Origin of the sequence: Qipengyuania huizhouensis (genome assembly GCF_019711635.1) — a bacterium.
GTDB classification, from domain to species: Bacteria; Pseudomonadota; Alphaproteobacteria; order Sphingomonadales; family Sphingomonadaceae; genus Qipengyuania; species Qipengyuania huizhouensis.
The window spans coordinates 1-12,424 of the sequence record NZ_JAIGNT010000021.1; the positions used below are offsets into that span (position 1 = coordinate 1).

The following is a 12,424-nucleotide window of genomic DNA, read 5'->3' on the forward strand; positions in this document are numbered from 1 at the left end:
TCTGCTCTCCTTTCCGACTCACTGGAGGGAAATTATCCCCCGAGGATGGAGAGCCGTCCACGTCATCAATTGCGGACATTCCTTCGAACGATAGGAATTAGCGCTTGGCAGCAGGCGGAGTAACCCAACTACCTGGCCTTGCGGAGCGGTCGAGTGCTCGTTGGCGCGCAGGGTTGCCCATCAAATCGCTCAAGAGAGGCGGCGGAGATCGCTTTCCAGTGCTAGGCGGCGGTGCGAATTGACTAAATTCAACGACAAGCCCTTGGTCTCCAATATAGGTTCTTTTCGGGTGACGAGAGGGTCCTCCATCGGCATTCTCTGCCCCGACCTTCATGCTGTCACGATCCCCATTGGACAGTGTTATAACGGGTCTTTCGGAAGTTTCTGGATCGGTCTCTTGCGCTGCTAAGCTCGTGGGAAAGAGCCATGCTGCCAACAAGATAGTGGGTGCGAACAGCACCTTCATGGTAGCCCTCAAACCTGATTGGGCGTTAGCTTCAACTAATCGCGGCATCACGGGCAAAACCAGTCGAAGAAGCGAAGGTTGGCCTTTGACCATGTTTCGGTCGAGGACCCGTCCGCAGCGGTTATGCGAATGTCAGCCTTGCCCGTTCCAGAGCGGTGGATGATCTCAGAATTGTCGCAGCTGTAGGCTGGCTCGTAGCCGTCAAAAGTAGGTCCCTCTGCCCCGTTGCTGATGGCAATCTGGCGAACATGGCCCTTCGTTATTGCGATCCTTGCCTCGTCCCCGCCAGTCGGATTTGTCACTGACATGACTATATCTATGTAATCGCCACCACCGTCATAAAACTTCCGGGGAGCGCTCTGTCCATCGATATTGTAGGAAAAAAGGCTTTCATACTCGCCCAAGCTTCCATCAAGGGGTGCTCCGCGAAAAATTAACTCGTCGGGGGAGTTCTCGTTCGAGGGATCAAAATCGGGACTGAATTGAACGTTGCTTACTGCCCACTCGCCGTTGACACCCCATTCAGGGCGCGAACCGCCATGGGCATCCAAAGAAATATTAGAGACAGTGCCTGAACTCAGATCATAAAAGAATATTTCTGACGCGGTGCCAAAGCCGCTGTAGTCTTGGACAGTCTCTCTCCAAACTAGATAATTCCCATCCGGCGAGAAGTCCATGAACTCAGGACTGGCTTGCGAATGGATCAAGGTGCCGTCGCCAACTACGCAGGGATCTTCATCCCAAGTTGTTAGGAAAATGCCCCTGCTGCCTATGGAATAGGCAAGCATCTTATTGGCTGCATCATAAACAAAGCCACGCAGCACGGCACTGCTGGTTCCGGATTGCTTCACGACGCAAGCCACGTCACCGGCCCGATTTGTCAATTTCAAATCCTTGCTCTTCCGGCTTTGTTCGAAATAAGCAATCGCTGGAAGAAAAGCCTCGGCTGGCGGCTCATCATCGCCGCCATTGCCGCCACCTTTTCCGCCGCCCTTGCCTTCGGGGGGCGCGGCGGAAACCGCCGCTCCTAATACTAGAGCGATGGCAGCTGTAGAAAAGATTTTCGAAACGCGCACGGTCGATCTCCCTTGAAATCTTCATAGGCGACCGAATTATAGGCGACCGAATTTTTTGGTTAACGCTTATTAACACAATCTAACACGATCTTCTAGTCTGCGAAGAAAGCGACCGCTTTCCACCCTATAAGCAGACCATTCGTAACCCCGGGAAGCGAAGCTGTGCAAAGCACACTTGATCCGGGGTGGTGCTTCTTTTCGTCGGCAGGATTGAAGTGAAGCACCGGCCCCGGATCAGGCCCGGGGCGACGGGGTTATGCGGTGGGTGTTTTCGCGTCGGGTTAAGTAGAGCTGGCGACGCAGCAGAGCGCGGGTCGCCGTCCGTCAGCCTGTGCCGTCTGACACCTCTGTCCTACACGCGCGCGCCGCGGTAATGCGGGGCCTGTTCCAGGATTTCGAGGCTTGGCAATATGGGCCGAAGTTGCGTGCGGCCAGTGTGCCGCGCTGCCGCGAACCTTGGCACACGCAAAGAACAGGACATGGACCGGCCCCATTTTGAAAAGTCACAGTGCTTGCGCCGAAAACGTCCGTAACATCCTGAAATACCAAAAGACCTGCGAAAGGTCACGGGTCTGGAAACTGCGTTACGCGTGCCATGCGGTGGCTGGATCTGTCGCTTTGAAACGCCCGGCCAGTGCCAATCGGTGCCTATTCCGCAGCCAGCAGTTCCTCGGCCCCGCCCAGGTCCACGCTTACCAACCGACTGATGCCTTTCTCGATCATCGTCACGCCGAACAGCCTGTGCATCCGGCTCATGGTGACCGCGTTGTGGGTGACGATGAGATAGCGCGTGTCGGTTTCCTTCACCATCGCTTCCAGCAGGTCGCAGAACCGGTCAATATTGGCATCGTCCAGCGGTGCGTCGACTTCGTCGAGCACGCAGATCGGGGCGGGGTTGGTGAGGAACAGCGCGAAGATCAGCGCCGTTGCGGTCAGCGCCTGTTCGCCCCCGGAAAGCAGGGTGAGCGACTGGAGCCGTTTTCCCGGCGGCTGGGCAAAAATCTCGAGCCCCGCTTCCAGGGGATCGTCGCTGTCGATCAGCGCGAGATGCGCATCTCCACCTTCGAAGAGGCGGGCGAACAGATGCTTGAAATGGTCGTTCACCTTCCCGAACGCTTCGCGCAGACGTTCGCGTCCTTCGCGATTGAGATTGCCGATCGAACCGCGCAGCCGGTTGACCGCTTCGCGCAATTCCTCCTGCTCGGCGGCATTGGTGCCGTGCTCGCTCTCGATTTTCTCGAGTTCGTCCGCGGCGACGAGATTGACCGGGCCGATCCGTTCGCGACTGGCAGTGAGGCGGTCCATTTCCTCGCCTTCGGCATCGGCAGATTGGACCGATCCTTCCTCGAACTCGAACTTTTTCGGCAGAAGCGGGGGAGGGGACTGGAACCGCTCTCCCGATATCCGCGCCATTTCGATGCGCCGGGCGTCCTGGTTTTCGGCCCGGGCCGATAGTCCAGCCCGGTTCTCGCGAGCTTCGGAAAGTGTCTCGTTTGCGGCCGCAAAGGCGCGGTCGGCTTCCTGCGCCACCTCGTTCGCAGCCGCCACCGCCTTCTCGGCTTCGGCGAGCTCGGCTCCCAGCCGCTCGCGGACGGTATCGCCCTGTTCGATTTCCCGTATCAGGCTTTCGGGCTTGGCGGCAAAAATGGCACGCTGTTCCTCGATTTCCTCGAACCGGCGGGCCATGTCGGACAGGCGGCGTGCAGCCTCGCTCGAGCGTGTCTGCCAATTTGCCATATCGCTGCGCTGCGATGCGGCGCGTTCGCGGGCGACCGCGAGCGACTGGTCATGTGACGCGAGTTCGGCTGCACGCGCCTGCAATGCGGAACGGGCGGCCTCGTTCTTCGCACGCGCAGCTTCGAGTGAAGCGCGGCCAGCTTCCGGATCGGGTAGCGCCTCGAGCTTTACCTTGGCCGATTCCAGATCGGACTTGGCCGCTGTGACGAGTTCCGCATGGTCCTTTTCCGCATGCTCCAATTCGGCAAGCCGTGCTGCGATGCGTTCGCGCGTCGCTTCAGACTGGTCGAGTGCGCGGAGTGCGTGGCGCTCAGCCTCGCTTGCGGAGGAGAAAGCACGCTCCGCCGCGACAAGATCACGCTGGAGTGTCGAAAGGGCATCGCTGGTTTCGGCCTGTGCGGCCTCGGCACGATCGGCGGCATCCTGCAGTTCGGGAACCAGTTTTTCGAGTTCGGCAAAACGGTTTTCCGCTTCGAGCCGTGCCGCCTCGGCAGCACCTTCGCCTCGCACTACGAGGCCGTCCCAGCGTCGCAGCTTCCCGTCCAGCGTGACGAGGTTTTCGCCCGGCGCGAGCTTGCGGCCGTCGTCGCGCTCGGTGACATGAACGAGGCTGAGCGGTGCGCGTAGCTCTTCGGGACATTCCACGAGATGGTCTGCGAGGCTGTCTGAAACCTTTTTCGGCACTTCCGCCCCGGTCCAGTACCGGCCCTCGCTCCCCTCATCGGGCAGGCCCAGCAGCGCCTTGCCGTCTCGGCCCAGGGCTGCGGCGACTGCGCGTTCATAGCCTTTCCCGGCGCGCAGTCCGTCGATTGCCTGCTGGCGACCCGACCGCTTTGCCGCCGCCCTTTCGCGGGCCTCCCGGTCGCGTTTCAAAGCATCATATTCGCGCTGCACGCCCGCCAGTTCGGCTTTTGCGGCGGAATAGGCGCTGGCGGCCTCATCGCGATCCGCCTGCAACGCGGCCTTGCGCCCCTGCAATTCCTCTATCGCATTGCGCCTGGCCTCGACCTCGGCGGCAGCGCTTTTGGCGTCCTTCCGGGCACTTTCTACGGCACCATCCAAGTCCTCGCCGAGCAAAGCTTCGCGCTGCTCCGCAATTCGGCGTCCCTCGGCTTCGACCCGCTCCAATCGAGTCTTCGCCTGCTGCACCTCGGCTTCGACCACGCGCCACTCCGCCTCGACGCCCGCATTATCCGCCGTAGCCTTGGCGAGTGCGAGTTCCGCCGCCCGGCTGGCGCGCTCGGCATCCTCTTGCTGTGCGAGGAGTTTGGGTCGCCGTTCCTCATCTGCGGCGAGCTTCTTTTCGCTTTCCGCAAGCTCCTTTTCGAGACGAGCCAGAGCTTGGGCAGCATCCCTGGTAAGCCGGTCGGCATCACCGCGATCCTCCTCGAGCCGGTTCTTCTGGCGTTCGAGATCGGCGAGCCGCTGCTCGGCTGCCTCCAACTGAGTGGTCAATGCTGCCATGCGGTGGCCATGCGCACTTGCATCGTCGCGCCGGTCGGCATGCTCTTCTCTGGCTTCGGCCAAAGCCTCGGCGGCAGCGCGCTGCGCCTTCTGGGCCTCGTCTGCCGCCACCTGCGCCGCGGATACCCGGCTATTGGCCTCGTCTGCCGCTTTCTTCGCCTCCTCGGCCGCCGTGGCCGCGTCGCGCCACCTGGCATAGACCAAGCGGGCCTCGGCGGTTCTGATGTCGTCAGAGAGTTTGCGATAGCGTTCGGCTTGCTTGGCTTGCCGCCTGAGCGAAGCGATCTGGCTGTCGAGCCCCGCCATCAGGTCCTCAAGCCGCGCAAGGTTGGTCTCGGTCTGTCGTAACTTGCTCTCGGCATCGCGGCGGCGGACATGGAGACCCGCAATCCCTGCAGCCTCTTCCAGCATCATCCGCCGCTCGGTTGGCTTGGCTGCGATTACTTGAGCTATCTTGCCTTGGCTTACGAGCGCGGGACTATGCGCTCCGGTCGCGGCATCTGCGAAGGCGAGGGCAACGTCCTTCGCGCGAACATCCTTGCCGTTGACGCGATAGGCACTGCCCGCACCGCGTTCGATCCGGCGGACGACTTCCAGTTCCTCGCCCTGGTCATCTTCGGCAGACAGCACCACTTCGGCAAAATCGCGGGGAGGGCGGCTGGCCGTGCCCGCGAAGATGACATCTTCCATCCCGCCCGAACGCATGGACTTGGGCGAATTTTCGCCCATCACCCATCTGATCGCCTCGAGCAGGTTGGATTTGCCGCAACCATTGGGGCCGACCACACCGGTCAGCCCTGGTTCGATGCGCAAGGTGGAGGGTTCGACGAAGCTCTTGAAACCGCTCAGCCTGAGCTGTTTGATGAGCATCGCTGTCTGCCCCCCGAGCCGTGCTTACCTCGCGCCGGCGCGCTGAAGAATCGGCTCGAGTGCCTGCCACTGGTTGACGTCGAGGCGCTGGCCGTTGAGGAAAAAGGTCGGCGTACCGGTGACGTTGTTGGCTGCGGCGACCTCGCTCGACTTTTCCGCCATCGCATTGATCGCGTCGCCATCTGCGAGGCAGGTGCGTGCCTGATCGGCGGAAATACCGCGCGCAGCGAAGAAATCGATCAGGCCTGCCGCCTGTGCGAGCTGCACAAAACGCTGTTCGGGCGGAGCGGACATAGCCGCTTCATATGCCGTGCCATTCGATTGCAGCGTATCGCCGAATTCGGATAGCGACGCCCAAGCCTGGTCTGCGAGGGCGTGAAAGCCTTCGGGTGAACCGCAACGGGCCAGGGTGGAGATCGTCACGTCGAGCGGATCGCGCAACAAGGGGCGGATTTCGTAACTCACCACCCCGGACTGGACGTAATTTTCCTGAAGCGGTGCGGATCCATTCTCTGCGAAATAGGCACAGGCGCCGCAGGTATGGCTGGCGTACTCGACCAGCTTCAAGGGAGCTTCCGGATTACCGATTACAAAGCCACCTTCTTCCGTTTCACTTGCGGTCTCGAGCCAGCTCTGGCCGTCAGGAGCCGCAATATCGGCGATGGCTTCGCCCTCGAGAGCTGTTTCATCGGCCTCTTGCGCGCTGTCGCCACAAGATGCGAGGGTGAGCGCAAGGGGGGCGGCAAATACGAAACTCAAGCGGCGGTTCATCGCAAATCCTCTTTCATCGGTCGATAAGGCTAAGTCATGGGGTCGGTAAGGTGAAGCGTGGCCTCGGGCGTGTCCACAGGGCTGTCACCGGCAAAATGAACTGGGGACACAATTCGTACTAGCGGAAAAACTTGTCCAGATGCGGCTGTACTCCGGTCCAGTCGTGAGCATCGATCTTCTTGCCGTCCATGATGAATGTGGGGGTTCCGCTGAGAGAGTGGGCGTCGATATCCGCCTGGCTTTGGTCGGCAATCGATTTTGCCTTGGCTTCATCGGTAAGGCACTGGTTGAGCGAGGTACGAGAATAGCCGCGCCTTTCCATGATCTGGTAGAAATCCAGATCGCTCGCGATTGCCTGGGCACGGCTGCCGAAACTTCCGAAGCTCCAGCGAGCCTTTTGCGCCTGGGTAACCGTTCGGGCCTTGGCCATCCATTCGTCGTGCTTCAGGATCAAGGCCTCGTGGTTTCCGGGGAACTTGATTGGATCGCCGCACTGGGCCGCAAGGGCGGCCGTCAGATCCACGGGATCGCGGATCAGGTGACGGATTTCGTAGGAAACTTTGCCGGTCGGCACATAGAGCAGTTTGATCGCACCTTCGCCGGTCCGCGCGAATTCGGCACAGTGGGAACAGGTATAGCTCATATATTCCACGAGCTTTCCCTTGGCATCGGGATTGCCGATCAGGTGTCCGCCTTCGGTTTCCGTCACCATGGCGCCCCAGGGAACCTTTTTCTGGGGTCCGAGCAAAGGAGCGCTTTGCGCAGCCGCAGTCGCAGCCATCGCGGCCGCTGCAGTGAACAAAAATGGCTTCTTCAGATATGCGAATTTCTTCAAGTCAGTTGTTCCCATTCTCACCCTGTGATCCGAGACCGCGCGCCACGGATTCGAGGACAGCGCGCAATTCCGGGTCGCCGATATCGCGCAGGCTATCTCCCAGTTCTATCGGTATCGGCTTCAGGGATGGCGGAGCCTTGGTCTTACTTCTGTCCTCCGGAGGCTTAACGGCGCCTTGCCGCAACTTGATCCGGGCAACGGCCTTGTAACCGAAAAAGCGGTTCACTCGCTCCGTAATTTCCGGGAGGACCTGCTGGATCAGAGGGGCATGGGCAGGAAGCACCACCAGTTCCAGTATGCCTTCGGATTTCTCGCCGCGAGGGAAGCGGATCATTTCGGGCGTGCACACCCGCGAATGAATCTCGCCGACGATCTCGGGCCAGCGGCTCACGACCGAGCTTTGCACGAAGCCGAACCGCCGGAATGCCGGGCGGCCGATTTGCGGCATGAGGTCCGAGATTGCCTTTGCCTGCCCCCCGCGTGGACGTTCGTAAGGCCGGGGCGACTTCTTCGGCGTCCTGGTCCCGCTTTTCGGTTTGTCGCTTTCCATTGCTCCAGTGCTCATGCCATAGGCGGCGCGTGGCCGCCATAGTCTCCGAAAAATTGCTCGACTGGTACGATGCCAACGCTCGCGACCTTCCATGGCGGGCGAGGCCAGGCGAAGCGGCGCCCGATCCCTACCGGGTCTGGCTGTCGGAAATCATGTTGCAACAGACGACCGTTGCGGCGGTGAAACCCTATTTCGAGGCCTTCACGCGCCGCTGGCCAAGCGTCGAGGCGCTAGCCGCTGCGCCGGAAGAGGACATCATGGCAGCGTGGGCGGGGCTTGGCTATTATTCGCGCGCCCGCAACCTCGTGAAGGCAGCACGAGCATTAGCCGTGCGAGGCGGTTTTCCGGATACGGAAGAAGAGCTGCGGCAGCTGCCGGGCCTTGGTCCCTACACAGCTGCTGCCGTCGCAGCGATCGCATTCGGACGCCGCGCCGTAGTGGTCGATGCCAATGTCGAACGGGTGGTCGCGCGGCTGTTCGCGCTGACCGAACCATTACCCGGGGTAAGGAAGGCCATTCGCGCTTGTGCCGAGAGTATAACTCCCTCGCAGCAGTCGGGCGATTTCGCACAGGCGATGATGGACCTGGGGTCGAACATCTGCACCGTTCGCGATCCGAAGTGCCTCTTGTGCCCGCTGGAGAAAGATTGTCGCGGCAGGGCCGAAGGCGATCCCGCGACTTTACCTGCGAAGGCGCCCAAGAAGGCCAAGCCGATTCGGATCGGGGAAGCCTACTGGATCGAACTCGATGGCGCTGTCTGGTTGGTAAAGCGTGAAGGGAAGGGAATGCTTGGCGGTATGCGAAGCCTGCCCGACGATGGTTGGTCGGCCCGTGGCGATGGAGCTGGAACGCCTCCCATCCAGGGAAATTGGGAGCATTCGGGCCTTGTGCGGCACAGTTTCACGCATTTTACGCTGGAATTGTCGGTAAAGCGCTATCGTGGCTCGGCCATACCGGAAGGCGAGGGCGTTTGGTGGCCGATCGACAGGCTGGAAGACGCGGGGCTTCCCACGCTTTTCGCAAAGGCGGCGCGGCTGGCGCTGGCCTAGAAAATCCCGCCGCCCAACGTCAAACGGACGGCCGCGACAAGCAGCACGATCAGGTTGAAATTGCGTCCGGAATTGCTCGACGAAATCTGCCCGAGGACAATGCCGATCACGATCAATGGCAAGGCGAACCAGTTGGCCCAGCCGAGAAAGGGAATGGTTGCCGGGATAACGATGACGAGCGAGACAATCCCGAAGAGTATGGAAAGCAGGTTGAGCATGTGTCCTATATGGGTAAATCACCTTACCTATGCAAGAGTTTCGTTTCGCAATTGACCGTTCAGGCTCTAATCCGCATCAAAGCGCCGCACATTTGAGGATGAGGATTGTAGATGGCCTATCGTGACTTCGCCGTATCGGAATTTTCGCGACGTTCGCTTCTACGTGGTGGAGCCTGGCTGACAGCCGGCGCGGCGCTGGCCGGCTCGCCGATGGGCAGGGTGGCGCTGGCTCAGGGTAATTCGGGTATCGCTTGGCGCAATGTCGCCACGATGGTCGATAAATACGTCGGCGAACGTAAAGTGGCCAACATGGTCGCCGCGCTGGGGTGGGGCCGACAGGACCCGACCTACATCGCACGCGGCAATTTAGCCTTGGGCGGAAGCACGCGCGCCGATGAGGACAGCCTCTATCGCATCTACTCGATGACCAAGCCGATTACCGGCATGGCCGCGATGATGCTTATCGATGACGCCAAGCTGGGCCTCGACCAGCCGATCGCCGAAGTCCTGCCGGCGTTCTCGAACATGATGGTCCAGAAAACCTATGACGGTTCGGTCACCGATTTGGTCCCGGCAGAACGGCCGATCACGGTACGTCACCTGCTCACCCACACGGCGGGCTTTGGCTACAGCATCGTGCAAAAAGGTCCGATCCGAGAGCAATATGTCAGATATGGGATTGTGCCGGGTCAGGTCAGCCGCTTACCAATCCCGGGATTGGGCCGCGAAGAGGCCATCCGGGGCCTTGACAAGTTCGCCAACAATCTGGCCCGACTGCCGCTCGTGCTGCAACCGGGTACGAAATGGAGCTATTCGGTCAGTCTGGATCTTCTGGGCCGTGTGATCGAGGTCGCCAGCGGAATGAAGTTCGACGAATTCCTGCGCACCGCCATTTTCGAGCCGACCGGTATGACCAGTACCTGGTTCCGTGTCCCTGAAAGCGAAGTAGATCGGTTCACCACCAACTACGGCATTATGGGCGGCGTGCCTTTGCCGATGGATCCGGCAGACTCGTCGGTCTATCTCGACGAACCGGCATTTCCGTTCGGCGGGGCAGGCCTTGTCTCCAGCCCGCGCGACTATGACCGTTTCCTCCAGATGCTGCTTGGATACGGCAAAATCGATGGACGTCGTGTGATGGGCGAACTGGCGGTGCGGGTTGGGACCTCCAATCTGCTACCCGAAACCGCGACCACGAAAGGCACATGGATCGAAGGACAGGGCTTCGGTGCGGGTGGCCGGGTCAACAACGACGCCTATGGCTGGGGCGGAGCTGCCGGAACGGTGGGCTTCGTCAGTCACAAGGCCAACCTGCGCGCCACCATGATGACGCAGTATATGCCGTCCGAAGCCTATCCTATCCATGAAGGCTTCCCCAAGGCTGTACTGTCCGACCTCGCCGCAATGCAGGGAGCCTGAACCATTATTCTTTCCTTCACGGGATCGAGACTGGACCGTGCTGACCATGTCCGCGCCGATCCGGAGCGCCTGGCCGGGTATATGAACTGGAAGGCCCGGCTGCTCGCGCTCGACGGGCTGATGCCAGCACTGGGAGACGATGGGCGGTTGGCCTACGGGACATTGGCGGATGTACCCGAAGATGCCGAACTCGTGTTCCTGGGACTTGATGAGGGCAAGGCCTGTTTTGCTGCCGTTCCGTCGCGCGGGGACGCTTCGCCGCGGATTGCCAATCCGCAACTCTGGTCGCTCATGGCGACGCTCACCGCTGACGATCTGGCGCTTTACGGCGGTGCGCGCAGCATCGTCGACTGGCACGCAAGACATCGCTTCTGCGCGCAATGCGGCGGTGATACGAAACTGGCAAAAGGGGGATGGCAGCGCGATTGCGCGTCGTGCGGCGCAAGCCATTTCCCGCGTACGGATCCTGTCACGATCATGTTGGTAGAGAACAAGGGGCGCCTGATGCTGGGTAGGGGCCTCGGCTGGCCGGAAGGACGCTTTTCGGCGCTGGCAGGCTTCGTTGAACCCGGCGAAAGCATCGAAGAAGCGGTCGCACGCGAGGTCCTCGAGGAGAGCGGTGTTCGCGTGCGCGATGTGACCTATGTCGCCAGCCAGCCCTGGCCTTTTCCCAGCCAGTTGATGATCGGCTGTCATTCCTATGCCGATGACGATGCGTTGACCATCGATGAGACCGAGATGGCGGAGATAGGTTGGTATTCTCGCGCAGATGTCATTGCAGCGCTGAATGGTGACGGACCCTTCGTAGCGCCGCCACCACATGCTATTGCGCACCACCTGATGGAATGGTGGATTTCAAGATGAGCGAACCACGCAGGCTCTCGATCGACATCTGGTCCGACGTGATGTGCCCCTGGTGCCTCGTGGGCTGGGGAAACCTCTCGCAAGCGCTCGACCAGCTCGAAGGTGAAATCGAGGCTGATATCCGCTGGCATGCGTTCGAGCTCAATCCCGATATGCCCGAAGATGGCGAAGAGCGTACGGCGCATATCGCCCGAAAATATGGGCGTACTGTCGAGCAGTCCCGGGAGGTGCAGGAGCAGATGCGCGAGGCAGCGGAGGCGGCTGGGGTTTCACTCGATTACAAAGGCGAAGAACCCGCTCCGGATGCAATGATGTGGAACACGTTCGAAGCGCACAAGCTGCTGACCTGGACGCTGGAGAAACATGGACCGGATGCTCAAACGAAGCTGAAGCTCGCGTTGTTCGAGGCGCATTTCAATCATCGACGACGCATTGGTGAGCGGAAGGTCTTGCTAGAAATTATCGAGGAGGTCGGTCTCGACCGTGAGGCTGCGAGTTTTACGTTGGACGAGGAAGAATTGGCCCGAAAAACCCGCGTCGAAGAACGGGCCGCGATGGAAATGAACATCACGGGGGTCCCCGCGATGATCATAGAGGGGCGCTTCATGATCCCCGGCGCGCAGCCACCTGAAGCCTACGTCAACGCGCTGCGGCGCGTGGCGGAAAGAACCGCTGCCGCCTGATATGCAAACGCCCCACCAGTTGGGCGGGGCGCTTGAACTGATTGCATCCGGGGTCAGCTTGATCGGTTGTCCTGAATGGCTTGACGGGTTTTCTCACCCTTCTTGGCATCCTGCGCAGGATTGTACGAACCGATTTCAGGCTCGCGATTTTCGGGATCGAGTGCGCGGTTGAGCTCGCCGCGTGATCCGACCTGCCGGTTGACTTCACCGCCGGAAGAGCTCTGCTGCGAGGGCGTGTCGAATTCCTTCATCCTGTCGATCAGATCATTGTCGGAATGTCTGGATTGTCGCTCGGGCATATCGATTTCTCCTTTACCCGGTCAACGATCAGGCGGTCGTCGATGTTCCGCAATTGATGACGTGGACGGCTCTCCATCCTCGGGGGATAATTTCCCTCCAGTGAGTCGGAAAGGAGAGCAGAG

11 protein-coding genes are annotated in these 12,424 nt (G+C 60.4%); 4 read left to right on the top strand and 7 right to left on the bottom strand.

Annotated features, from left to right (window positions below):
* Nucleotides 1-513 precede the first annotated feature (513 nt).
* From K3180_RS12705 to K3180_RS12725, 5 genes are all read right to left on the bottom strand, one after another.
* A complete protein-coding gene (locus K3180_RS12705) occupies nucleotides 514-1,542 on the bottom strand; it encodes a hypothetical protein (protein ID WP_221541322.1) in 1,029 nt (342 codons plus the stop codon).
* 648 nt (nucleotides 1,543-2,190) lie between these two features.
* Nucleotides 2,191-5,613 carry an AAA family ATPase gene (locus K3180_RS12710; RefSeq protein WP_221541323.1) on the bottom strand — a complete coding sequence of 1,141 codons (3,423 nt, stop codon included), beginning with the start codon at nucleotides 5,611-5,613 and terminating at the stop codon, nucleotides 2,191-2,193.
* Nucleotides 5,614-5,637: 24 nt separating this feature from the next.
* The gene (locus K3180_RS12715; RefSeq protein ID WP_221541324.1) at nucleotides 5,638-6,384 is read right to left on the bottom strand and encodes a thioredoxin domain-containing protein; all 747 of its coding nucleotides are present in this window, start codon (nucleotides 6,382-6,384) and stop codon (nucleotides 5,638-5,640) included.
* A gap of 118 nt (nucleotides 6,385-6,502) precedes the next feature.
* Entirely contained in the window at nucleotides 6,503-7,219 is a 717-nt protein-coding gene (locus tag K3180_RS12720) for a thioredoxin domain-containing protein (RefSeq protein ID WP_221541325.1), read from the bottom strand.
* A gap of 1 nt (nucleotide 7,220) precedes the next feature.
* Nucleotides 7,221-7,784: a DUF721 domain-containing protein gene (locus tag K3180_RS12725; protein WP_221541326.1), complete on the bottom strand. Its 564-nt coding sequence runs from the start codon at nucleotides 7,782-7,784 to the stop codon at nucleotides 7,221-7,223.
* 14 nt (nucleotides 7,785-7,798) lie between these two features.
* On the opposite strand from K3180_RS12725, the gene K3180_RS12730 reads away from it, so the two are divergent.
* Nucleotides 7,799-8,818: an NUDIX domain-containing protein gene (locus K3180_RS12730; protein WP_221541327.1), complete on the top strand. Its 1,020-nt coding sequence runs from the start codon at nucleotides 7,799-7,801 to the stop codon at nucleotides 8,816-8,818.
* On the opposite strand, the gene K3180_RS12735 is transcribed toward K3180_RS12730, so the two are convergent.
* Nucleotides 8,815-9,036, bottom strand: coding sequence for a hypothetical protein (locus K3180_RS12735; RefSeq protein ID WP_221541328.1), 222 nt, complete (start codon nucleotides 9,034-9,036; stop codon nucleotides 8,815-8,817). The two genes, K3180_RS12730 and K3180_RS12735, sit on opposite strands and share 4 nt — an antisense overlap.
* 111 nt (nucleotides 9,037-9,147) lie before the next feature.
* Here K3180_RS12735 and K3180_RS12740 point away from each other — a divergent pair, with 111 nt between their 5' ends.
* The 3 genes from K3180_RS12740 to K3180_RS12750 all read left to right on the top strand — a co-directional run bounded on the left by K3180_RS12740 (nucleotide 9,148) and on the right by K3180_RS12750 (nucleotide 12,002).
* Complete coding sequence (locus K3180_RS12740) at nucleotides 9,148-10,455, top strand: serine hydrolase domain-containing protein (protein WP_221541329.1); 1,308 nt, start codon at nucleotides 9,148-9,150, stop codon at nucleotides 10,453-10,455.
* An 81-nt stretch (nucleotides 10,456-10,536) separates the two neighbouring features.
* Entirely contained in the window at nucleotides 10,537-11,319 is a 783-nt protein-coding gene (nudC, locus tag K3180_RS12745) for an NAD(+) diphosphatase (RefSeq protein WP_221541330.1), read from the top strand.
* Entirely contained in the window at nucleotides 11,316-12,002 is a 687-nt protein-coding gene (locus K3180_RS12750) for a DsbA family oxidoreductase (protein ID WP_221541331.1), read from the top strand. Before nudC ends, K3180_RS12750 begins: the two co-directional genes overlap by 4 nt.
* Nucleotides 12,003-12,055: 53 nt before the next feature.
* Here K3180_RS12750 and K3180_RS12755 read toward each other — a convergent pair whose 3' ends face one another.
* Nucleotides 12,056-12,301 (bottom strand): hypothetical protein, encoded by a 246-nt coding sequence (locus K3180_RS12755; protein ID WP_221541332.1) that lies wholly within the window; start codon nucleotides 12,299-12,301, stop codon nucleotides 12,056-12,058.
* Nucleotides 12,302-12,424 lie beyond the last annotated feature (123 nt).

Excerpts from the sequence above, each read along its gene's own strand:
- K3180_RS12710 (WP_221541323.1), bottom strand. The coding sequence starts at position 5,613 with ATGCTCATCAAACAGCTCAGGCTGAGCGGTTTCAAGAGCTTCGTCGAA.
- K3180_RS12715 (WP_221541324.1), bottom strand. The coding sequence starts at position 6,384 with ATGAACCGCCGCTTGAGTTTCGTATTTGCCGCCCCCCTTGCGCTCACC.
- K3180_RS12725 (WP_221541326.1), bottom strand. The coding sequence starts at position 7,784 with ATGAGCACTGGAGCAATGGAAAGCGACAAACCGAAAAGCGGGACCAGG.
- K3180_RS12735 (WP_221541328.1), bottom strand. The coding sequence starts at position 9,036 with ATGCTCAACCTGCTTTCCATACTCTTCGGGATTGTCTCGCTCGTCATC.
- K3180_RS12740 (WP_221541329.1), top strand. The coding sequence starts at position 9,148 with ATGGCCTATCGTGACTTCGCCGTATCGGAATTTTCGCGACGTTCGCTT.
- nudC (WP_221541330.1), top strand. The coding sequence starts at position 10,537 with ATGAACTGGAAGGCCCGGCTGCTCGCGCTCGACGGGCTGATGCCAGCA.
- K3180_RS12750 (WP_221541331.1), top strand. The coding sequence starts at position 11,316 with ATGAGCGAACCACGCAGGCTCTCGATCGACATCTGGTCCGACGTGATG.
- K3180_RS12755 (WP_221541332.1), bottom strand. The coding sequence starts at position 12,301 with ATGCCCGAGCGACAATCCAGACATTCCGACAATGATCTGATCGACAGG.